The following is a 20,935-nucleotide window of genomic DNA, read 5'->3' as shown; positions in this document are numbered from 1 at the left end:
TTTAATCCAAAATAGTATTTTCAGCAACGGTATTGTCGTTATCTGCCATTAGGGCAAAGAATTTATCAATGTTTGGAAGAATGATAATTCTTGTACGTCTATTTTTAGCTCTATTTTCTCTTGTATCGTTTTCAGCAACAGGTTGGTAACTACTTCTTCCAGAAGCAATCAATTTCTCTGGGGCAACCTCGTATTTCTCTTGAAGTTTACGCACCACAGATGTTGCTCTCATAACGCTCAAATCCCAGTTATCAGCCAAAAACTCAGTACTAATTGTTCTTGAATCAGTATGACCTTCTACCATAACGTCAAGGCTAGGCTCAGAATTTATAACATCAGCCAATTTTTTAAGTACAATATCAGCTTTAGAGCTCAATCTATAGCTTCCAGTGTTGAACAACATATCGTCTGCTATAGAAATCATCACAACAGTTTCGTTGATGTTTACTGCAAAATCCTCATCTTCGTTCATGTTGCTTTCGCTGATGGTTTTTTCCAAGTTGTACGCTACAGCAAGGTTCATGGAATCCTTAAGAGTTTTAGCTTCAGCCAATTTAGCCGGGTCAACATTTTTAAGTGTTTCCTGCATTTTTGCCTTTGTGGCTTTAGAAATTACTGCAACGTTACCAACAACATCTAATTTAGTGTCGTTTTCTTGTTTAAGCGTTGCAATTTTAGAATTGTAAGCATCCACTCTTGCCTCGATTTTAGCAAATTTAGCCTCTAAATCCTCTTTTGCAACTTTTGTTTTTTGTAATTCGCTTTTGATTTCACCGTTTTCCTGCTGAAGTGCTACGTATTTCTTTTTTGAAACACATGAAAAGGCGACGATTGCTACAAGTAGCAACATAGAAATTTTCTTCATAATTAATAACTTTAGGTTTGTATCATTTACGTAATGGATTAAGATTTAGATGTTTCGACTTAAAATTATTTTATCATATTTTACGATTTATCAAAAGGAAAGTTCAAAGTGAATTACTTTGTCAAAATAAAATCATATGCCCTCATATTCTGTTCATTTAAAGGAATAATGACGGTTTGATTGTTTAGTTTTGCAGCGATAAAAGAACTCTATCAAAAAAACGTTTATGTTACGAACGATTCTTCCCGTATTTGCACTGTTGTGTTTAATTGGTGTCAATCAGGTTCAAGCCCAAATAATGGGTAAAGTTGTAGATGAACAAGAAGCGTCTTTGGAATACGCCACCGTGGCATTATTTGCCCAAGATGACAAAACTTTGATAACAGGCGTGGTATCGGATATTAATGGGTTGTTTCAAATTGAAGGTATCAGAAAGGGTACATATTATCTGGAAGCATCCTTTTTGGGTTATGAAATCAAACGTTTTGAAAATATTGTGGTAAACCGAAATGGTGAAAACATTGATTTGGGCGTTATCCAATTGTCGCTTGGGTCAGACCTGAATGAAGTGGTGGTTAACGCAGAGCGAAATACGGTGGTGAATAAAATTGACCGCCAGGTGTTTGAAGCTTCAAAATTTAAAAGTGCCCAAGGTGGTTCTGGAATTGATGTGATTCGAAATCTGCCTTCAGTAAGTGTGGATAGTCAAGGTGAAATCAGTGTACGGGGAAGTGCAGGTTTTGTTGTGCTTTTGAATGGTAAACCCATTCAAGGTAATGCTAGTAATCTCATAGCGCAATTGCCTGCCAATGCTATTGAAAATGTTGAAGTGATTACCGCCCCGTCAGCTAAATATGATCCAGAAGGAAAGGCCGGTATTATTAATATTTTGACCAAAAAAGGGGCTGTGGATGGTGCTTTTGGTCAAATCAATATAAAAGGCGGATTACCTTCCATTGAAACTTATGGCAACGAAGTGTCGCACAAACGCCATGGTATTGATGCGACTTATAATGTCAGGACTGAAAAATGGAATATCTCGTTAGGTGCAAATTACCAGAGAAATGATTTGGGAGGAAGACGGGAAGGAGACGTATTCACCATCATCAATGATACAAAAACACAATTTCCATCTGCCGGAGAACGTAGTTTTGACGAGGAGAATTATAGTGGAAGATTTACCGTAGATTTTACGCCAAGCGCATCAGATACGTACTCGTTTGGCTTTTTCGCTGGAAAGCGAAGCAAAGCACGATTGGCGGATATCGTTTATTTTGACAACCATTCCGTCACTCCGGCAGATAGCAACAATAGGGATTATACCTTTCAGTATTTCAACCATAATTTAAGAGAACGCAAAGGGGATTTTGTTTTAGGGAGCTTGGATTGGACTCATAGTTTTGAAAATGATTCGGAATTGTCGGCCACTTTTCTTTATGAATACACACTTTTGGGAGGGCCTACGGTGAATCAAAATTTAGGCGAGCCCAATCGTTCAATTTTATTTCAGGATGAATTCAATACCAATGATAATCCTCTGAATGGTGTGCGTTTTCAAGTGGATTATAAGTTCAAACCTTTTGATTTTGGAACTTTAGAAACGGGATATCAATATCGAGATTTATCACATACTGGAGATTTTGTTTATGAAAGGCGAACAGATTTTAATGATGATTTTCAATTGGTGCCTGAGTTTTCAAGTGAAGTGGATTTGGAAAGAACGATTCACTCTGGATACGCTCAACTTTCTGGGAAAAGTGGTAAATGGGAGTACGCCGCGGGGGCGCGTTTGGAGGTGATGGACAGGGAGTTCAGACTGAAAGATAAAACCAACACCGTAGATGAAACATTGTTTTACGATTTTGTGAAATTGTATCCGTCGGCATCGTTCCAATATGAAATTAATGAGAACACAAAAATGAAAGTGGCCTACAGCAGGCGTGTGGAACGGAATTCTACTTTTAAAATGAATCCATTTGCAGAGCGCGAGCATTCTGAAACTTTGGAACAAGGGGATAAAAACTTAAGGCCAGAGTTTATTGATTTGGTTGAAGTTGGAGTCACGAAAAAGTTAAAAGGAGGTAATTCCATTTTTGCCACTGGATATTTCAGGCACGTTGATAACGTGGTAAATCGTGTAAATACCATTTATAACGATACGATTTTAAACAGGATATATTCCAATGTGGGCAATGCAAAGTCCATCGGTTTGGAGGTGGGGGCAGAACTAAAACCTACCAAAAACTGGACTAATTTTATTGGGGCAAATATTTACAACTATTCCATAGATGGAAGTTTTGATAATAGATCTGTAGAAACGGATGCCACAATCTATTCCGTTAATTTAAACTCCACCTGGCGGTTTTGGGAGAATGCTTCGTTGCAGTTCACATTCAATTATCTTTCGGATAGAAATACAGCACAAGGTGAGGATTCAAGGTTTTACTCGCCAAATCTCACGTTTCAAAAATCGTTTGTGGATAATCGGTTAACAGCAACCCTGCAATGGCAAAATATTGACATGGGCCTATTGGATACCAATGAACAACGCATTACAACCTGGCGGGAAAATGAATTTTTTACCACCACCAATTACATTTACGAGGTGGATATGATCATCCTAAATCTGTCATATACCTTTAAACAGGGGAAAAACAAATCCAAGTTTATTGATAGTGAATTTGGAAAACGGGAGTTTTAATTGCTTTACTCCTCTTCCTGACCATGAACGGTTGCAGGTTGTACTGAATCATCATGGGCATTGTAGTACTCCTCTAATAAGCTCATAGTCGCTTTTAGCAAATCCTTGGTTTCAAGTAGCAAACTGAAGTAAAGCGTTGTGTTTTTTGGGCTAGATTCTTCAGACCGGGTGCGCTCTACTTGTCTTTGGATTTTTTCAGTAACAAGGTCAAAAAGCTTGTGCTTCTCGCTCAATACTTTGCCAATTTCTTCAAAAGATCCGGAATCAAAAGCCTGTTTAGTATTTGTAAAAATCTGCTCCAAAACAGCATCCACTTCCTTCAATTCCTTTATTTGGCTGAATTTTAACTTATTGTGGTTGTTGTTAACATGCTTGAAACTGGCATTTGATATATAGTTTAAAGATTGTGCCATGTCTTGTAACAAGCTTAAGACACTGATATAAAAGTTACTGGCATTAACGCTTGGATCTTCCAGGTTTTTAATAAAATAATAGATATTATCCTTTAAGTCGTCAATTTCGTTAGACAGCTTTTCGATTTGATTCTTATTCTTTTTGAGCAGTTTTAAATTGTGCGTGGCCAGACCGTTCACGGCACTGGAGTAAATTTTATTACCTCGCCTCACTACATTGGAGATGTTGCCCGCACTTTCTAGAATGACGCCCTGAGTAGAGCTGCTTTCGGCTTTATGTAAGGTATCTTCGATTTTTTGCTCTCTGGATTGTTTTTTATGGGTAAGGTAGTTCTTTATAAGTACAACTGCGGCAAAAATCAGCAGAGCGGTTAAGGCATAAGCACCTCCATAATATAAAATTAAAGCCATAATGGCTGCGGCAATAAAAGCACTTAAAGCCGTAAAAAACCAACCACCAATAACATTGAGTACCCCAGCTACCCTATAAACCGCACTTTCTGCTCCCCAAGCACGGTCTGCCAAAGAAGTTCCCATAGCTACCATAAAGGTTACATAAGTGGTGGATAAAGGCAATTTCATCGAAGTGGCTATTGAAATCAATACACTGGCAACCATTAGGTTTACCGAGGCCCTTACTAAGTCAAAAGCAGGCAAATCCTTTGGTTTTATGGCCGTGGTTACCTTATGGTCTGCAAATTGCTTTTCAATATAATTTTTGGTGGATTGCGGCAAAAAACTATTAAAGCTTTCGGAGGCTGCAATTGTCATTCGTACAATGTTTCTAGAAAGGAAATTTGGCTCAAAACGTTCTTTTACATCGTCCTGTCTGGATAAATCTACGGATGTTTTTACAACTGCTCGGGCCTTACTTGAAAACCAAAGGGTCAATACCATAATCAACCCGGCAAGAAGTAATAGAAAAGGTTTTGTGGCAACAGGTTCACTTAAAGCTACCATTGCGTATTCCGTGGGCAATACACTGCTTACCGACCATGCTTCATAGGAATTATAGGCCGCGATTGGCACACCAATAAAGTTTACCAAATCGTTTCCTGCAAAAGCCACGGCAAGGGCAAACGTACCAATGACAATGATGATTTTGTAAATATTTAGTTTAAAAAACTGCATCAAGGCCATGGAAATCAGCGTAAAAACTACGAAGCTGATTCCGATAAGAGCAAGATTGTTGTCCGTAATTAAAGTTTTAAAATCACTGCTCATAAAAGCAGCATTTTTTACACCTTTAATTAAAATGAAATACAAAATGGAAGTATTCGCAAAACCACTAAAAATAGCCCCTAAAACCATCGGTTTATTCTGAAAATTAAACGTCAGCAGTAATCTGGATAAGTATTGAATAATTGCTCCTATTGAAAACGCAACCACTACTGAAAGTAAAATGCCCAGTATAATCTCAATAGCCTTTTCATTATTGATATAGTTTCCAAGGTCCAAAATGTTTTGTTGGTTGTCCCCAGCAATCTTAAGAGATGCAATACAAACGGATGCACCCAGAAGTTCAAAAACGATGGAAACCGTTGTAGACGTAGGTAACCCGAGGGTGTTGAAAAAATCCAAAAGGAGGATATCGGTAATCATCACGGCCATAAAAATGATCATGATTTCATCGAACATAAATTCGCTGGGGTTGAAAATCCCTTTCCTTGCTACCTCCATCATGCCACTTGAGCTCAATGCACCGACGGCTACGCCCAAACTAGCTACAATCATTATGGTTTTAAAGGAAACGGCCTTGGAGCCAATGGCCGAATTGAGGAAGTTTACAGCATCATTACTAACGCCAACAATCAAATCTGCAATTGCCAAAAAAGCAAGGGCAACCAGCATGTAGATATAAATATGCTCCATTGATTAGAGTGAAATAATTAAGGAACAAATGTCTTGTTTTTAGACGAACTCAATGTTAACGAATTGTTATGTTCTACACCCTGATTTTATGTTTCGCATGAAAAAAAACTAGGGAATGTTGTATGTTAAGTATGTTACCAAAAAATTTAAAAAATTTAACATTGGTAATGAATTGAAAATCAGAATTATATGTTCTTAATGTTAATTTAATGTTATGTAAATGTTGCGTGAAAGTAAAATTAATGATACATTTGTAAAGTAATTATTAAATAAAACCCCACAGTCATGAAAAAATATATCATAATATTAGCAGTTTTATTTGTAGGAGCATCAGCATTTGCTCAAAAAGAAAGAACATTAACCCTTAATAAAGAAACCAATTTGATTGATGTGGTTTACTTCCATGATAATGGTGAAATCAGTCAAACAGGATCCTATACCGCCGATGGAAAATTAGAAGGCGAGTGGATTAAATATGATAAGGAAGGTGCCAAAATTGTTACCGCTTATTATAAAGAAGGCAAGAAAGTAGGTAAATGGGTTTATGTTGTTGATGGAAAATTAAAGGAAGTGGACTATTCTAAAAATGTAGCGTCGTTATAGCGAACTCTAGTTATAAAGCAAAAATCCCGCGAATAGCGGGATTTTTGCTTTATAACTTTTTGAGAAGACTATTATTGTAATTAGAAAACTAAAATACAATCTTGGCCTAATTTTAGTTTCTTGTCCAACCTGAATTCCAAGAATTGTAATCTGCACCAGTTCCGTTTCCTACACCAGTGAAGAATGAATTGGCATCAAAAGCACCATTTGTGTCATTTTTCAGTGTAAGTGTTACATCATCAAAAGTGATATTGGTTACACCAGTTTCATCAGCAAGAACACCAGTTCCTGTTTCTTCGTCATCCAAATCATAACCTTCTTCAAAACCTTCTAACAATACATTGTTAAACATTGCACGAGTACCTGCTCTTAAGCGGATGGCTTCATTACCGTTACTTGAGCCTAATCCGTTAATAGTTAAATTGTTTACAATAGGGGCACTCCAAAAAACAGGATTCGAGTTATTTCCTATGTCGGTGTTGAAACCGTCGCCTTCAATACCTTTATCATGCGATTGTCTGTGTTCGATATAAACATCCGTAAGAGTTCCGGTAAAACCTTCTGTCCAATCTACAGAGTCGTCTTGTGCACCAATTACGGAGATATGAGAAGCATTAACAGTTCCTCCAAAAAACTCTACACCATCATCAGCACCTTCAAAGGCTTGGATGTAGTCAATAGTGGTTCCGTTACCTACTGCATAAAAAGAGAATCCATTATTTTCTGATGCTGCATCAGCGGCACCACCTGAATACTCAATACGTACATATCTTATGATTCCAGAATTATCATTTGTGATACTGCCACCATAAGGCAATCCACCAATTTCAGATGTAGAAGTAGCATTGCCGCCTACAACAGAATTTATTGGTGCACGACCTAATATAATAAGACCTCCCCAATCTCCTGGGTTAGGTGTTGCAGAGTTTGAAGTAAATACGATAGGGTTAGAAGATGTCCCTTCTGCCATAATAACGCCACCTTGTTGTACTGCAACATAAACATCAGATCCAGTAGTAGCTTTAACAACTACTCCAGGTTCAATAGTTAATGTTATGTTTTCAGGAACAATAAGGGCACTTGTTAAACTGTACTCAGTTCCTGAAGTAAGCGTAAGGTCTGCTGTTAGCGTTCCTCCTATTTCAGTGCCGGATGGATCTGTTCCTCCAGAACCACCTTGATTAATAATTACATCGGCAGTGTCATCTGCTGCACAACCAACAATGGTAAGTGCTGCAACTGTTAATAAACCTAAAAGAAATTTGTTTGCTTTCATTTTGTGTGAATTGATTTAATGTTCGTTTTTGATTGTAGTTAAAATTTATACTTTATTTGAAGACTAGCGTTTACCCCCCTTTTGTAGCTTGATAGTGCAAAATCAGAAAGGTCAGCATTTACGCCTAGGTCGTTTGCTAATGTTGGGTCAAAAGATACATTCTCTCGTACGCGCTCTATTGTTGGGTTAAGTAAGTTTTTTATGCTTGCGTTAATCTCAAAGTTCTTGTTAATTGTATTTTTCCATACGAAGTCCAATGTAGGTACGCCTTTTTCAATGATGTTTCCCAACTGACCAGATCCCAAAGCATCTATACGATCTGAGAAATAAGAAAACACGAGGTTCGCAACAGGCTTGTATTCTCCAAAAGTTGGGCTATAACTTACATCCGCATTGATAAGCACTGGTGAAGCACCTTGAAGCTCGTCTGAATCTCTATTAAAGTTTGTGTTAAATGTTCCGGAAACGGTTTTCAAATCCTGTGTTGTTGAGGTATAAGTAATGTTCATCCCAGCGGATAAAATATTTTCTTCGTCTTCATTTTTAATAATGCCCTTTCTAGCTTCTAACTCAATTCCAAAAACATCTGCACGATCACCAGTTCTAAAGAAACGTTGGGTGCCAGTAGCGTCGTTGGCCGAAACAAGGTTTACAGGGTCGTTTATGGTTTTATTGAAAACACCAATTGATAATATTTCACCTTTATTGATAAACCACTCATATTTTAGGTCTAGGTTTATAATAGTAGAAAATGCCGGGTCATTTAAAAGGTCAGGGTTACCACCTATACGATCCGTTACGTTTTCATAAACAAACGGCGCAACTTCTTTAAACTCTGGGTTGGAAACTGTTCTACTTGCAGAAAAACGTAGGTTTTGGTCTTCGTTTAGGGCGTATTTTATGTTTAAACTAGGCAAGAAAAACGTTTCGTTAGCTTCGTTGCCACCGGGATTGTTAAATGAAAGGTTGATTACATCGTAACTAATTTCTTGGTTAAACCGCTCAACGCGCAACCCGGGAACAAAGGTCCATTTTTCACCTGCTTTATATACAGCATCGACATATAGTGCATGGACGCTTAAATTACCAGCATAAGCATTTTCTAATCTACCCGGTAAGTTTTCTTTTCCTAAACCATTTGCTGGATCTAAAGGTCGGAATACACTCGTATTATATAAAACACCTTGATTTTCTAAAGAGAAGAATGCATCAAAATTATTAACGTCCTCAATTTCGGTAAATGGATTGATAATATCATAACCATAACGTTGGTTGTCGAAAGTACGCTCTTTAATACGTCCGTTGTAACCAAAGTTAAAATTTAATTTTTCGGACTGCTCGTAGCTTAAATTAACACGGGCATTGAATTCACTATCTTCAATATTCTGAAAATAACGTTGGTTGTCAAACTCAACATTTCTAAAGAAAATAGCATTGGTATTCGGGTCGTTGTCAAGCGTATTTTCAAAACGTTCAAGTGCAATACGTTTACGGTCTGGTTGACGGGCCAATACATTGTTATAACCTAAACCATAATCTAGTTTTAGTTTTTCGCTTAAAGTACTTGTTCCCAAGATTTGATTTACAAAAATCATATCCTGTTCAAACTGAACATTCTGCGTAAAGAACCCGAAATCATCATTATCGGCAATAGTGTTACGGTTATATCCACGACCATCAATACCAAAACGACCAACTTCATCAGTAGCATCATTAATAAATAAAGAGTTGAATTTTATTTTATGATCGCTGTTAATACGGTAAACAATGTTGGCCATTGCTGTAGTATTCCGCGAGAATTCATATTCCTCAGCATCTTGAAAAATTTGGTTTGCAGCAGCCGTTACGTTGGCAAATTGTCCTCTTCTGTATTCAAAATTGCTACCAAATGAAGCAGTGGCAAAAACACTTAAGCGAGACTCCTCTCCAATTTCCCAAGACTCACCGCCGGCAATACTGCCTTCAGTACCAAGAGGGCCATCAATCCCTTGGGGATCCACACCATGAGATAAAATAACTGCATAAGGGTTATTTCGGTATCTGTTATAAAAACCAAAGTATCCCGTACCTTCACTTTTCACAAAACTCTTACCTACTGCATTGGAGTTGAAATTAGAGCCTATACTTGCATCAATAAAGAAATTTCCGGTATGTTCTTTTGAAACGATATCTACATTTCCTGCAGCGAAATCGCCATAAAAATTAGCGGCATAGGTTTTGCTTACCCCAACGTTTTGTATAACATCTGAAGAAAAGAGGTTAAGATCCATATTCTTCTTTTCAATATCATTAGCAGGAAGCGTTAGACCGTTGTAAGTTGTGTTTAAGTATCTGTCTCCAAGACCACGAACGTAAACATTACCGCCGCCTTCTTGTTTTGAGATACCAGAGATTTTAGTCACCGCACCAGCAGCATCACTGACGCCTTTTCGAGAAAGTTCCTGTGCACCAATACTTTGTTTCTGAACAACTGCGTTTTTTTGTTCCAACAATAAAGCAGTTTCGCTTTCACGCTTAGTTTCGGCCTGGATAATGACTTCCTTCAAAGAAGCAGCACTGGCCGCCATAGAAACATTAAGTGTAGCCGTTTCTCCAGCAGTAATAGTTACTGCAATTTCTTGAGTTTCGTAGCCTACGAAACTAAAAACTAGTGTATATGTGCCAGCATCTAAATTGGCAATTTCATATAGACCATCAAAGTCCGAAGTAGTACCTTTTGTAGTGCCTTTTATTAAAACGTTAGCAAAAGCCAAAGGTTCATCGTTATATTCTTTGTCGGTAAGCTTTCCTGTTATTGAACCTGTTTGCGCGTATGTGAACACGGTTACAAATAGCAATAAAAACAGTATAAAATGTCTCATTATCTTAATTAAATTTCTTGCCGCAAAGAAACCACCGTTTTGTGAATATGGTGTTATCTGACGATTAAAGAACTGTAATAAAAGTGTTAGGCTAGTGTTATGAAATTAGGGCCAAAAAAGGTGATTGGTTACATTAAATTAACATTGATGTTTTTGGGTTTTCCCCAATAAAAAAGCAGTCTATACAATGAAGTATAGACTGCTTTTTCTGATTTTATTGTATGTTTTAGTTGTCCGTAGCTACTGGCGTTGGGTCGTCTGCATTACTTGCTAATGTCAACATTAACTCATCCAATGATATTGAACTGGCTTTTAAAGTAGCTTCAGTAGATATGGTTTCACCTGAAAGTACATTGATCTGTTTTTCCTCAGTTTCGTAACCCACAAAACTATATACAAGGGTATAAGTACCCTCCTTTAGGTTTTCAAATTTAAAAGCACCATTTTCATCCGTGAGAACTTCTACATCCTGCTCCTTGATAGAAACTTTTGCAAACATCAACGGCTCATTATTCGATTCAAAATCGGATAGGTTGCCTTTAATGGCACCATTTTGCGCAAATGAAACGCTGGCGATTAAAAATGTTAGTATTGCTATTGTGTATTTCATGCGGTTCTCACCTAATTTTACACTGCAAAGAACGTACTTAAGTATAACCAAAATGTTACCGAAAGATTAAACAACAGTGATTAAAATGTTACCCTAATGTTAAGGGAAAATGGATGAATTTTTGAGTGAAATTATAATTGCACCATTGGTCTTTGTTTTATGTATTTGGTCGATAAAAATTAGCTTTCTTAAATTGAAATAAACTATAAATACAAGTTGATTATAAAATATTTTAAAGCAAATTCTTTAGTATCTTGCCCCTGCTTTAAATTGAAAAATAATTCTCCAACACAAAGTGTTGGAGTTTCATTTAAACTGTCATTCCCGCGGAGGCGGGAATCTTAGATAAAAGTTTCATTTTCAGCCAGATTAACGTTTAGCAAATTTTAAATTTCTTTTTAAACAATGAACTGGGAACAACTCCTCTCCTTAAAACGCTTTGGCGATACCAATAAAAGACTGAGAAAAGAACAAGATGAAACCCGTTTGGGGTTTGAAGTGGACTACGATCGTATTATCTTTTCGCAAGAGTTTAGAAGTCTTCAGGATAAAACTCAGGTAATTCCTCTGTCGGAAACAGATTTTGTGCATACCAGATTGACACATAGTTTGGAAGTGAGTGTGGTGGGCCGTTCCTTAGGTAGAAAAGTGGGACAGAAAGTGTTGGAGAAACATCCGCATTTACAAAACGTGCATGGCTATCAAGCTAACGATTTTGGGGCTATTGTGGCCACGGCGGCTTTGGCACACGATATCGGCAATCCACCATTTGGGCATTCGGGAGAAAAATCTATTGGCGAATTTTTCAAAAACGGGGCTGGAAAACAGTATCAAGACCAATTAACCGATAAGGAGTATCAAGATCTTTGCGATTTTGAAGGCAATGCTAATGGTTTTAAAATTTTGACTCAAAGTAGGGCAGGGCGAGAGGGTGGACTGCGTTTAAGTTACGCAACCCTTGGGGCCTTTACAAAATATCCAAAGGAATCGCTGCCCAAGAAGCCAACCAAGCATATTTCAGACAAAAAATATGGTTTTTTTCAATCTGAAAAAGAAGCGTTTCAAGATGTGGCCAGCGAATTGGGGCTCCTAAAGAGAAGCAACGAACATTTGAGTTTTTCCCGTCATCCATTGGCATTTTTGGTGGAGGCGGCTGATGATATTTGTTATACCATTATCGATTTTGAAGACGGTATCAATTTGGGGTTAATCCAAGAGGAATTTGCTTTGGAATATCTTTCAAAATTAATTCGCGAAAACATCAAACCGGAGAATTACTACGCTCTGGCTACTAAAGAAGACCGCATAAGTTACCTCAGAGCCTTGGCTATTAATGCCCTTATTAATGATGCTGTGGACATTTTTATGAAAAATGAGGAGGCCATTTTAAAAGGGGCTTTTGATTGCGCCTTGTTGGATAAAAGCAAATTTGAAGCACAAATCAATGACATTATTAAAATCAGTATCGAAAATGTTTATATGTCTGAAGAGGTAGTCGATAAAGAAATTGCCGGATATCAAATCATCAATAAATTGCTTAATGTATATTCAAGTGCCGTTAATAATAGTTTTAACGGTGTGGCATCAAATTATGATAAACTTATTCTTAAACGCTTACCAGAAACTATCGATTTTGGAGCTACAAGTTTATACGAAAGGCTTTTGGCCGTGTGCCACTACGTTGCCCTGTTAAGTGATAGCAAGGCCATCCGTAATTTTAAAAAGATTGAAGGGGTGACGTTTTAAGTTGCTTCGCGCCATCTAATTATCTTTTTATAATTTAGTTAAAAAGACTAATTGAACTAAAGCTATTTAAAATCACATCATGAAAGGACAATCACTCATCATTATTCTTATTGTTTTTAATTTAGCTTGCGTTTCAGAGCGTCCAAATTTCAATAAAAAGAAAGATATTTTAATTGCTCAATTTGATAGTAAACCAGACCCTGATGACATACACGCACAAGCTGCTTTAGGATCAATGTTATTGCATCAGGATTTAAAGGGTATAGATTATTATGTGGTAGCTGGTGCTGTAGGTGTTCAAGGTGGTGCATTTATAGACTCCAGTAAATTACTAAAACTTGCATTTGGTAATAAGTGGGCCAATGCTCATGAAGATTGGAATGGAGCTGTTGCCAGTATTACAAAAAAAGTAGTCGGTACATTAAAAAAAGGCGGAAAAGTATGGGTGCAAGAAGCAGGACAATCCAATATTACTGCAGATTGGATTGCAGAGGTGGTAAAAGAAATGCCCGAGTCTCTTGTTAAATCTAATGTTATTGTGGTACAACATAGTAAATGGAACGAAGACCATGCCACAGCATCAGATTTAGACTATGTAAAACAAAAAACATCCTATTTTGCAATTGACGACGGCAATAAGGCCTATGGTGCAGAAAAAGGAAATCGTGGGCCACACTTAACACCAGAATACCGAGCTAAAGACAGCGAATGGATAGCTATAGCCAAATCATCATCAAACAAAAAAGCAAGAAAACTTTGGATTGAAGCTGATAAGATTATCACCGAAAAATTCCCAAATAAATTTCCTCATGAATGGTCTTACATTCGTTATGACGGTGTGGACTATTCAGATTGTGTAGAAAATTGGTGGATTTTTAATATTGGGAATTTAGCTGATACACATGCCAAATTTTGGGATAGATATGTAACGAACTGATACTAAGTTTTACTTAATTAAATCACTAAAAGTTTGATTTAATCCCTCAGCATCTAATCCAACCAAAACCTGCAATTCTTCAACGCTCCCGTGTTCCACAAAATGATCCGGAATCCCTAAAGTTTTAATAATGTTTTTGTAATTATGATTGCCGACAAATTCCAAAATAGTAGAACCAAATCCACCTGCAACAACATGATCTTCCACAGTTACTATAGTTTCGTACGTTTTAAAAATATTGTGTAATAGAGCTTCGTCTAGCGGTTTTACAAAGCTCATGTTGTAATGCGATATCTCCATATCTTCAATAGCCTCGCTTACGTTTTTGGCGATGGTACCAATACTTAAAATAGCGAGTTGTTCCCCTTTTTTAAGCTGAATGCCCTTTCCAATTTCAATCTTAGTAAAAGGCTGTTTCCAATCCAAAGTAACTCCTCTGCCACGCGGATATCGAATGGCAATGGGGTGCTTTAACCCCAGCTGTGCAGTATATAAGATGTTTCGTAATTCTACTTCATTGCGTGGTGCAAAAATGATAAGGTTGGGAATGCATCTTAGATAACTTAAATCAAAAACCCCATGGTGGGTAGCCCCATCCTGGCCAACTAAACCAGATCGATCCAAACAAAACACCACTGGAAGGTTTTGTAAGGCCACATCGTGTATAATTTGGTCATAAGCCCGTTGTAAAAAGGTGGAGTAGATATTGCAAAAAGGTATGAGTCCCTGGGTTGCCATTCCAGCGGCAAGGGTCACGGCATGTTGTTCTGCAATCCCTACGTCAAAAGCCCTATCGGGGAACTCGTCCATCATATATTTTAGCGAACTTCCTGTGGGCATGGCCGGCGTAATGCCTACAATGTTTTCGTTTTGTTTTGCTAATTCAACTAAGGTGTGCCCAAATACATCTTGATATTTGGGTGGCATTTCTGCATTAGGTTTGGCCTCTAAATCACCTGTTTTGGCATCAAACTTTCCAGGGGCATGATATTTTACCTGGTCTTTTTCAGCTTGTTTTAGACCTTTGCCCTTAGTCGTAATGACGTGCAACAATTTTGGTCCTTTCACGGTTTTGAGGCGTTCCAGTTCCGAAATGATTTTATCTAAATCATGACCATCGATGGGGCCTGAATAGTCAAAGTTTAAGGCTTCAATTATGTTGTTGCGCTTTTGCGTACCCTTTTTTACGTTGGTTAAATATTGTTTTAGGGCACCTACGCTTGGGTCAATTCCAATGGCATTATCATTAAGAATAACCAGAAGGTTTGCATCGGTTACCCCAGCATGGTTCAAGCCTTCAAAAGCCATCCCGCTGGCGATGGAAGCATCTCCAATTACGGCAATGTGCTGTTTGTCCTCGCCTTTCAATTTAGAAGCAATCGCCATTCCCAATGTAGCCGAAATGGAAGTGGAGGAATGGCCTGTGCCAAAAGCATCAAATTCGCTTTCGTCCCGCTTTGGAAAGCCGCTTATGCCACCCAATTGACGGTTTGTGTGAAAACTATCCTTTCTTCCGGTTAAAATTTTATGGCCGTAAGCTTGATGGCCTACATCCCAAATTAACAAGTCGTTTGGGGTGTCAAATGCATAATGTATGGCAATGGTCAGCTCCACCACGCCCAAACTCGCCCCTAAATGGCCTTCTTTTGTGGCAACGATGTTGATGATGAATTCCCGAAGTTCCTTCGCAAGTTGAGTCAGGTCTTTTTGGTTTAGAAGGCGGAGTTCTTTCGGTGAATTTATATGTTTTAGGAGATTGTTTTCCACAAGACAAAAGTACAAGAATGAATTTGTATTTTTACGTTTATGATAGAACCTTTTGACGACAGCTATTTTATGCGGAAAGCGCTCCAAGAGGCAGAACTTGCCTATGAAAAAGGGGAGGTTCCAGTTGGGGCGGTGATTGTAGTTGACAATAAAATTATCGCTCGTGGCCATAATTTAACCGAAACACTAAACGATGTAACCGCTCATGCAGAAATGCAGGCTATTACTGCAGGCGCCAATTTTTTAGGAGGTAAGTATCTCAAAGACTGCACCCTTTATGTGACCTTGGAACCCTGCCAGATGTGTGCCGGAGCGCTATATTGGAGCCAGATTTCAAGGATTGTTTACGGCGCTAGGGATTTGGAGCGTGGCTGTATTAACCTAAAAACAAAACTACATCCAAAAACAAAACTGGAGGGTGATGTTTTGGCCGAGGAAGCCGGTGCTTTGTTAAAGCGGTTTTTTATTACGAGGCGGAATTTGAATTAAAACGTCATTACGAGAAGTGAGGAACGAGCGACGAAGTAATCTCATCTAAAAAAACCTAACCCTAGATTGCTTCACTGTGTTCGCAATGACGAAATTTAAAGTTTATTCCTTTTTTGACTCTCGCGCATTTTGTCCATATTCTCTTTGGTGAGCATATAATCTTTTAAATTTTTATCCTTCCAGCGGTAATAGGAAAACAACGGAAAGACCAATAAAAAAAGCACTGCCACTCCTGAACCTATAAGTTTCTGAGCGTTTTCGGTTTCCAAAACAAAACCGCAGATAATCAATCCGAAGGAAGCAAGAAACAATATGAGGATGAGGTATTTCATTTCTACTGAGTCACATTAATCAATTGCCGCCTGTAAGCCGTTAATAGTTTTGATTTTGAAATATAGCCATAGTATTTCCCTTCTTTGATAACGGGCAAATTCCAAGCGCCACTGGTCTTGAATTTTTTCATAATATCGTTCATGGAATCCTCTTCGTAATTGATAATGCCCGCATCGGCATGCATCAGGCTTTCTACATCTACTTTATCATATAAATCGGTGTTGAACATTATATGACGGATATCGTCCAGCCGGATCACACCCAAAAATTCATGGTTTTTACTTACCACAGGAAAATGGTTTCGCGATGATTTGGCCACTGCATTTTCCAGTACTTCCCTCAGTTTCATTTCTGGTTTTAGGATAATGAAATTGGTCTCGATAACCTTATCGATTTCCATCATCATCAACACATTTTTGTCTTTGTCGTGGGTAATTAGTTCGCCACGTTTTGCCAACTTCAAAGTGTAAATGGAATGGGACACAAAATATTTGGTGATCGAGAAGGAAATCGCCGCCACGAGCATTAAAGGTACAAACAATTCATAACCTCCGGTAATTTCGGCAATCAAGAAAATAGCAGTTAGTGGCGCGTGCAGTACCCCGGCCATAAGCCCTGTCATTCCTATTAAGGTGAAATTGGATTCGGAAACATGAAAGTCCAGGCCCAGATTATTGATAACTTTCGCAAAGGCATTCCCTAATGCACTACCCATCACCAAGGTTGGTATAAACACCCCGCCAACGCCTCCTGCGCCAAAAGTGGTGGTCATGGCAATGGCTTTAAAAATAGTTATACCTAAAAGTAGGCCTATGACTATCCAAATATTTTCCAAGTCCAAATTAAACGGTGTAGTCCCAATTGCAGCAATATGGTCGCCTTTTAACAGGTTGTTCATTACGCCGTAACCTTCACCATAAAGGGGCGGGATTATGTACAACATGGTGCCAATGGCCAAACCACCTATGAGCAATCGCTTTGCTCGACTTTCAAATCGCTTGAAAAAATCGGTAATGCTAAAGAAAATCTTTGAAAAATATACCGACATCAATCCCGTAACAATTCCTAAAACTGCATAAAACCCAAGGTCATTAATTTGAAACTCGTCTGTAAGTTCAAAGCGCAGCAACACATCTGTTCCCAGAAAGAAATAGGAAGTAACCACCGCAGAAACGGAAGCTAGCAAAAGAGGTATCAGAGAGGCAAAGGCAATGTCCAAACTAAAAATCTCAATGGCAAAAATAATAGCGGCAATGGGTGCTTTAAACATAGATGCCATAGCTCCGGCGGCCGCACATGAAATGAGTAATAGTCGCGTTTTTGTGTTCATGTGAAACAAACGCGCGGCATTTGAGCCCAATGCCGATCCAACGCTAACTGCAGGACCCTGTAACCCGACTGAACCACCAAAACCCACTGTAAGCGGTGCGGTAATCAAGGCGGCGTAAATATTATATCTTGGAATAATGCCATTCAATTTTGAAATGGCATGTAAGGTGGTGGAAATCCCATGGCCAATGTGTTTTTTTAGCCAGGTTTGCTTAATGATATACACCAATAACAAACCGATGATAGGTAAAATAAAATAGAGTGAACTTTGGTAATCTTTAAAAACATATAGGTTAAAAAGATGCCTTATGGTATGTGTCAGGTTTTTGAGTACCACCGTGCCCATTCCGGCCAAAAACCCAACCAAAATACTGAGGATATAAATGAACTGGCGCTCAGAAATATGCTTGTATTTCCAGATTAAAAATTTTCGTAAAAGGGCTCTAAATTTCATGGTTGTCCGGGTGATTTTAAAATGTCTGTACCTAAATATTTATCATCCTTGTTCATAAACCAAGCCCGCACTTTCGGCATTTTTATGCCATTGATAGTTTCCTCTTCGGTCAATAAAATATACTCCCCGTCATTTTTGGATTCATCCCTAAAAAATTGATACACTTCCATGGCATAATTTTCCTTGTTGAAATAAAAATACCAAATATCCTTGCCCACCGATGCTTCATAAGTTGCTTTTAGCACCCAATAGGGTTCACCCTTAAAGATTTTGCTTTGCACTTCATTGTGAATAATTGTACCAGGATCCTTCAGTTTCATTGGCAAACCGTACAAATAGGTATAGTAGTTTTTGAAAAATTGCGCCCGCTTTTTATGTTTTTTTATAATGGGATCGGAAGGGCTTTTGTCACTATTGAAAATAACAGTGATACTGTCTTTGCGTATAAAATACTTTGTAGCGTCGTTTTCTACCTTGGAAGTCATTGAAAAATATTGCCCGGGCAAATCGATAAGGATTTCGCTATCCCGATTGGGTTTTTCCGGGATTTCCATGGTGATGTTAAGTTCACCTTTAAAGCTGTTCCAATTGCCATTTGGGTCGTGATAGGCGATGGCTTTTTCCAAAAGTTGTTCCCCAGTCATATTTTGTGAGAATACAATCGATGATAACACTAGCGTTACAAGTAGAAAAAATTGTTTCATGTGAATGAAATAAAAGTAACAAAAAATCCCGCATTAACGGGATTTAGTTTTTAAGATTTTAAGTTCAATTTTAAGCTCAATTCTTCCAATTGGTCATCATCGATTGGAGCGGGGGCGTCAATCATCACATCACGTCCCGCATTGTTTTTTGGGAAGGCTATAAAATCCCTTATGGTTTCCTGTCCGCCTAAAATGGCCACGAGTCTATCCAGTCCAAAAGCAAGTCCACCATGCGGGGGCGCGCCATATTGGAAGGCATCCATTAGGAAACCAAATTGCGCTTTGGCTTCTTCTGGCGTAAAGCCTAAATAATCGAACATTAAGGATTGGGTTTCCTTATCGTGAATTCTGATAGAACCACCGCCAATTTCGTTGCCGTTTAATACCAAATCGTAGGCATTGGCTTTTACTGCTCCCGGATCCGTTTTTAATAATTCTATTTGCCCCGGTTTTGGAGCCGTGAACGGGTGGTGCATGGCATGGTAGCGCTCTGTGTCCTCGTCCCATTCCAACAATGGAAAATCCATGACCCATAAAGGAGCAAACTCATCCGGCTTGCGTAAGCCCAAACGCTCTGCCAATTCCATTCTTAGTGCGCTGAGTTGGGTACGGACTTTGTGAGTTTCCCCTGAAAGCACGCATATTAAATCACCCGGTTTTGCACCTGTTGCTTCTGCCCATTTTCCAAGATCCTCTTGGTCATAAAATTTATCGACGGACGATTTAAAAGAGCTATCTTCATTACAACGGCAATACACCATGCCAAGCGCGCCAACTTGTGGGCGTTTTACCCAATCAATGAGTTTATCTATTTCCTTTCTAGTGTAGCTATTGCCTCCGGGAACGGCAATTCCAACGACTAATTCCGCTTTATTGAAAACATTGAAATCTTTATGCTGTGCAACTTCATTAAGCTCTCCAAATCGCATCTCAAAACGAATGTCGGGTTTGTCGTTACCATACAAGCGCATGGCATCGTCATACTGCATTCTTGGGAATTTATCGATATCGATTCCTTTGATTTCCTTGAGTAAATGACGTGTCAGTCCCTCAAAAGTGTTTAAAATATCTTCCTGTTCAATAAATGCCATTTCACAATCAATCTGAGTGAATTCTGGCTGTCTGTCGGCCCGTAAATCTTCATCCCTAAAACACTTTACGATTTGGAAATATTTATCCAAGCCACCAACCATCAGCAACTGTTTGAATGTTTGAGGCGATTGTGGTAGGGCATAAAACTGACCTTCGTTCATTCTGGAAGGCACCACAAAATCACGAGCACCTTCTGGCGTAGATTTTATCAAATAAGGCGTCTCCACTTCGATAAATCCTTCGTTTGAAAGGTAGTTTCGAACTTCTTGTGTTACCTTATGTCTAAAAATCAAACTGTCTTTCACAGGATTTCGGCGGATGTCTAAATAGCGATATTTCATCCGTAAATCCTCACCACCATCGGTTTTATCTTCAATAGTGAAAGGCGGTAAAAGGGCTTCGTTCAAAATGTTCAATTCCGAAACCAAAATTTCGATATCACCTGTTGGGATGTTTGGATTTTTTGAGGCCCGTTCTTGAACTTTGCCTGTAATTTGAATCACGAATTCGCGTCCTAATTTTTGAGCCTTTTTTAATAAAGCGGCCTGGGTTTGCTCTTCGTCAAAATACAATTGTATGATGCCGTAGCGGTCCCGTAAATCCATATACACCATGAATCCTTTGTCCCTAACGCCTTGCACCCATCCGGCCAAGGTCACTTCTGTATTGATATGTGACGCCCTTAATTCGCCACAGGTATGACTTCTGTACATTGTCGTGAAAAATTGAGGTGCAAATTTACGTAAGTTATTACTATTATAGTGAATTTGAAGATTGAATTTGCGCTTGTTGGGATGAGATTCTAAAACAACCCTTCGACTGCGCTCAGGGTGACATTTTCAAACTTCAAAGTCAAATGAAAAGAGCCACAAAAACTGTGGCT

15 protein-coding genes are annotated in these 20,935 nt (G+C 38.6%); 5 read left to right on the top strand and 10 right to left on the bottom strand.

Features of this window, described 5'->3' with window-relative positions; genetic code table 11:
* Position 1: 1 nt before the first annotated feature.
* Positions 2 to 865 carry an OmpA/MotB family protein gene (locus H7U19_RS07010; protein ID WP_186560621.1) on the bottom strand — a complete coding sequence of 288 codons (864 nt, stop codon included), beginning with the start codon at positions 863 to 865 and terminating at the stop codon, positions 2 to 4.
* A gap of 226 nt (positions 866 to 1,091) precedes the next feature.
* On the opposite strand from H7U19_RS07010, the gene H7U19_RS07005 reads away from it, so the two are divergent.
* Positions 1,092 to 3,566, top strand: a complete 2,475-nt coding sequence (locus H7U19_RS07005; RefSeq protein ID WP_186560619.1) for a TonB-dependent receptor — start codon at positions 1,092 to 1,094, stop codon at positions 3,564 to 3,566.
* A 5-nt stretch (positions 3,567 to 3,571) separates the two neighbouring features.
* Here H7U19_RS07005 and H7U19_RS07000 read toward each other — a convergent pair whose 3' ends face one another.
* Positions 3,572 to 5,851, bottom strand: a complete 2,280-nt coding sequence (locus tag H7U19_RS07000; RefSeq protein WP_186560617.1) for an inorganic phosphate transporter — start codon at positions 5,849 to 5,851, stop codon at positions 3,572 to 3,574.
* 285 nt (positions 5,852 to 6,136) lie between these two features.
* On the opposite strand from H7U19_RS07000, the gene H7U19_RS06995 reads away from it, so the two are divergent.
* Entirely contained in the window at positions 6,137 to 6,454 is a 318-nt protein-coding gene (locus tag H7U19_RS06995) for a toxin-antitoxin system YwqK family antitoxin (protein WP_186560615.1), read from the top strand.
* 112 nt (positions 6,455 to 6,566) lie between these two features.
* On the opposite strand, the gene H7U19_RS06990 is transcribed toward H7U19_RS06995, so the two are convergent.
* The 3 genes from H7U19_RS06990 to H7U19_RS06980 all read right to left on the bottom strand — a co-directional run bounded on the left by H7U19_RS06990 (position 6,567) and on the right by H7U19_RS06980 (position 11,201).
* Positions 6,567 to 7,730: a multidrug transporter gene (locus H7U19_RS06990; RefSeq protein WP_186560613.1), complete on the bottom strand. Its 1,164-nt coding sequence runs from the start codon at positions 7,728 to 7,730 to the stop codon at positions 6,567 to 6,569.
* 38 nt (positions 7,731 to 7,768) lie between these two features.
* Positions 7,769 to 10,591 (bottom strand): TonB-dependent receptor, encoded by a 2,823-nt coding sequence (locus tag H7U19_RS06985; RefSeq protein ID WP_186560611.1) that lies wholly within the window; start codon positions 10,589 to 10,591, stop codon positions 7,769 to 7,771.
* Between the two features lie 226 nt (positions 10,592 to 10,817).
* Complete coding sequence (locus tag H7U19_RS06980; RefSeq protein WP_186560609.1) at positions 10,818 to 11,201, bottom strand: carboxypeptidase-like regulatory domain-containing protein; 384 nt, start codon at positions 11,199 to 11,201, stop codon at positions 10,818 to 10,820.
* A 405-nt stretch (positions 11,202 to 11,606) separates the two neighbouring features.
* Here H7U19_RS06980 and dgt point away from each other — a divergent pair, with 405 nt between their 5' ends.
* Positions 11,607 to 12,947 (top strand): dGTP triphosphohydrolase, encoded by a 1,341-nt coding sequence (gene dgt, locus H7U19_RS06975; RefSeq protein ID WP_186560607.1) that lies wholly within the window; start codon positions 11,607 to 11,609, stop codon positions 12,945 to 12,947.
* A 79-nt stretch (positions 12,948 to 13,026) separates the two neighbouring features.
* The gene (locus tag H7U19_RS06970) at positions 13,027 to 13,884 is read left to right on the top strand and encodes a hypothetical protein (protein WP_186560605.1); all 858 of its coding nucleotides are present in this window, start codon (positions 13,027 to 13,029) and stop codon (positions 13,882 to 13,884) included.
* 9 nt (positions 13,885 to 13,893) lie between these two features.
* Here the strand turns inward: H7U19_RS06970 and dxs are convergent, their stop codons facing one another.
* The gene (gene dxs / locus H7U19_RS06965) at positions 13,894 to 15,651 is read right to left on the bottom strand and encodes a 1-deoxy-D-xylulose-5-phosphate synthase (protein WP_186560603.1); all 1,758 of its coding nucleotides are present in this window, start codon (positions 15,649 to 15,651) and stop codon (positions 13,894 to 13,896) included.
* A gap of 39 nt (positions 15,652 to 15,690) precedes the next feature.
* On the opposite strand from dxs, the gene H7U19_RS06960 reads away from it, so the two are divergent.
* Positions 15,691 to 16,140 (top strand): nucleoside deaminase, encoded by a 450-nt coding sequence (locus H7U19_RS06960; protein ID WP_186560602.1) that lies wholly within the window; start codon positions 15,691 to 15,693, stop codon positions 16,138 to 16,140.
* Positions 16,141 to 16,235: 95 nt separating this feature from the next.
* On the opposite strand, the gene H7U19_RS06955 is transcribed toward H7U19_RS06960, so the two are convergent.
* The 4 genes from H7U19_RS06955 to aspS all read right to left on the bottom strand — a co-directional run bounded on the left by H7U19_RS06955 (position 16,236) and on the right by aspS (position 20,765).
* On the bottom strand, positions 16,236 to 16,472 hold the full coding sequence (locus tag H7U19_RS06955) for a hypothetical protein (RefSeq protein ID WP_186560600.1): 237 nt from the start codon (positions 16,470 to 16,472) through the stop codon (positions 16,236 to 16,238).
* 2 nt (positions 16,473 to 16,474) lie between these two features.
* A complete protein-coding gene (locus H7U19_RS06950) occupies positions 16,475 to 18,256 on the bottom strand; it encodes a chloride channel protein (protein WP_186560598.1) in 1,782 nt (593 codons plus the stop codon).
* Entirely contained in the window at positions 18,253 to 18,900 is a 648-nt protein-coding gene (locus H7U19_RS06945) for a DUF6503 family protein (protein ID WP_246454682.1), read from the bottom strand. The genes H7U19_RS06950 and H7U19_RS06945 overlap by 4 nt, the downstream gene beginning before the upstream one ends.
* A 110-nt stretch (positions 18,901 to 19,010) precedes the next feature.
* Positions 19,011 to 20,765, bottom strand: coding sequence for an aspartate--tRNA ligase (gene aspS, locus H7U19_RS06940; protein WP_186560594.1), 1,755 nt, complete (start codon positions 20,763 to 20,765; stop codon positions 19,011 to 19,013).
* Between the last annotated feature and the right edge of the window lie 170 nt (positions 20,766 to 20,935).

Origin of the sequence: Hyunsoonleella aquatilis, assembly GCF_014270105.1 — a bacterium.
Lineage (GTDB): Bacteria > Bacteroidota > Bacteroidia > Flavobacteriales > Flavobacteriaceae > Jejuia > Jejuia aquatilis.
The sequence above is the reverse complement of the archived record's forward strand: the minus strand, read 5'-3'. Positions and strand labels throughout refer to the sequence as shown.

What these genes read in the sequence shown, in the direction of transcription:
- H7U19_RS07010 (WP_186560621.1), bottom strand. Translation starts at nt 865, where the DNA reads ATGAAGAAAATTTCTATGTTGCTACTTGTAGCAATCGTCGCCTTTTCA.
- H7U19_RS06955 (WP_186560600.1), bottom strand. Translation starts at nt 16,472, where the DNA reads ATGAAATACCTCATCCTCATATTGTTTCTTGCTTCCTTCGGATTGATT.
- H7U19_RS07005 (WP_186560619.1), top strand. Translation starts at nt 1,092, where the DNA reads ATGTTACGAACGATTCTTCCCGTATTTGCACTGTTGTGTTTAATTGGT.
- H7U19_RS06995 (WP_186560615.1), top strand. Translation starts at nt 6,137, where the DNA reads ATGAAAAAATATATCATAATATTAGCAGTTTTATTTGTAGGAGCATCA.
- H7U19_RS06960 (WP_186560602.1), top strand. Translation starts at nt 15,691, where the DNA reads ATGATAGAACCTTTTGACGACAGCTATTTTATGCGGAAAGCGCTCCAA.
- H7U19_RS06990 (WP_186560613.1), bottom strand. Translation starts at nt 7,730, where the DNA reads ATGAAAGCAAACAAATTTCTTTTAGGTTTATTAACAGTTGCAGCACTT.
- H7U19_RS06950 (WP_186560598.1), bottom strand. Translation starts at nt 18,256, where the DNA reads ATGAAATTTAGAGCCCTTTTACGAAAATTTTTAATCTGGAAATACAAG.
- H7U19_RS06985 (WP_186560611.1), bottom strand. Translation starts at nt 10,591, where the DNA reads ATGAGACATTTTATACTGTTTTTATTGCTATTTGTAACCGTGTTCACA.
- H7U19_RS06980 (WP_186560609.1), bottom strand. Translation starts at nt 11,201, where the DNA reads ATGAAATACACAATAGCAATACTAACATTTTTAATCGCCAGCGTTTCA.
- H7U19_RS07000 (WP_186560617.1), bottom strand. Translation starts at nt 5,851, where the DNA reads ATGGAGCATATTTATATCTACATGCTGGTTGCCCTTGCTTTTTTGGCA.
- H7U19_RS06970 (WP_186560605.1), top strand. Translation starts at nt 13,027, where the DNA reads ATGAAAGGACAATCACTCATCATTATTCTTATTGTTTTTAATTTAGCT.
- H7U19_RS06945 (WP_246454682.1), bottom strand. Translation starts at nt 18,900, where the DNA reads ATGACTGGGGAACAACTTTTGGAAAAAGCCATCGCCTATCACGACCCA.
- aspS (WP_186560594.1), bottom strand. Translation starts at nt 20,765, where the DNA reads ATGTACAGAAGTCATACCTGTGGCGAATTAAGGGCGTCACATATCAAT.
- dgt (WP_186560607.1), top strand. Translation starts at nt 11,607, where the DNA reads ATGAACTGGGAACAACTCCTCTCCTTAAAACGCTTTGGCGATACCAAT.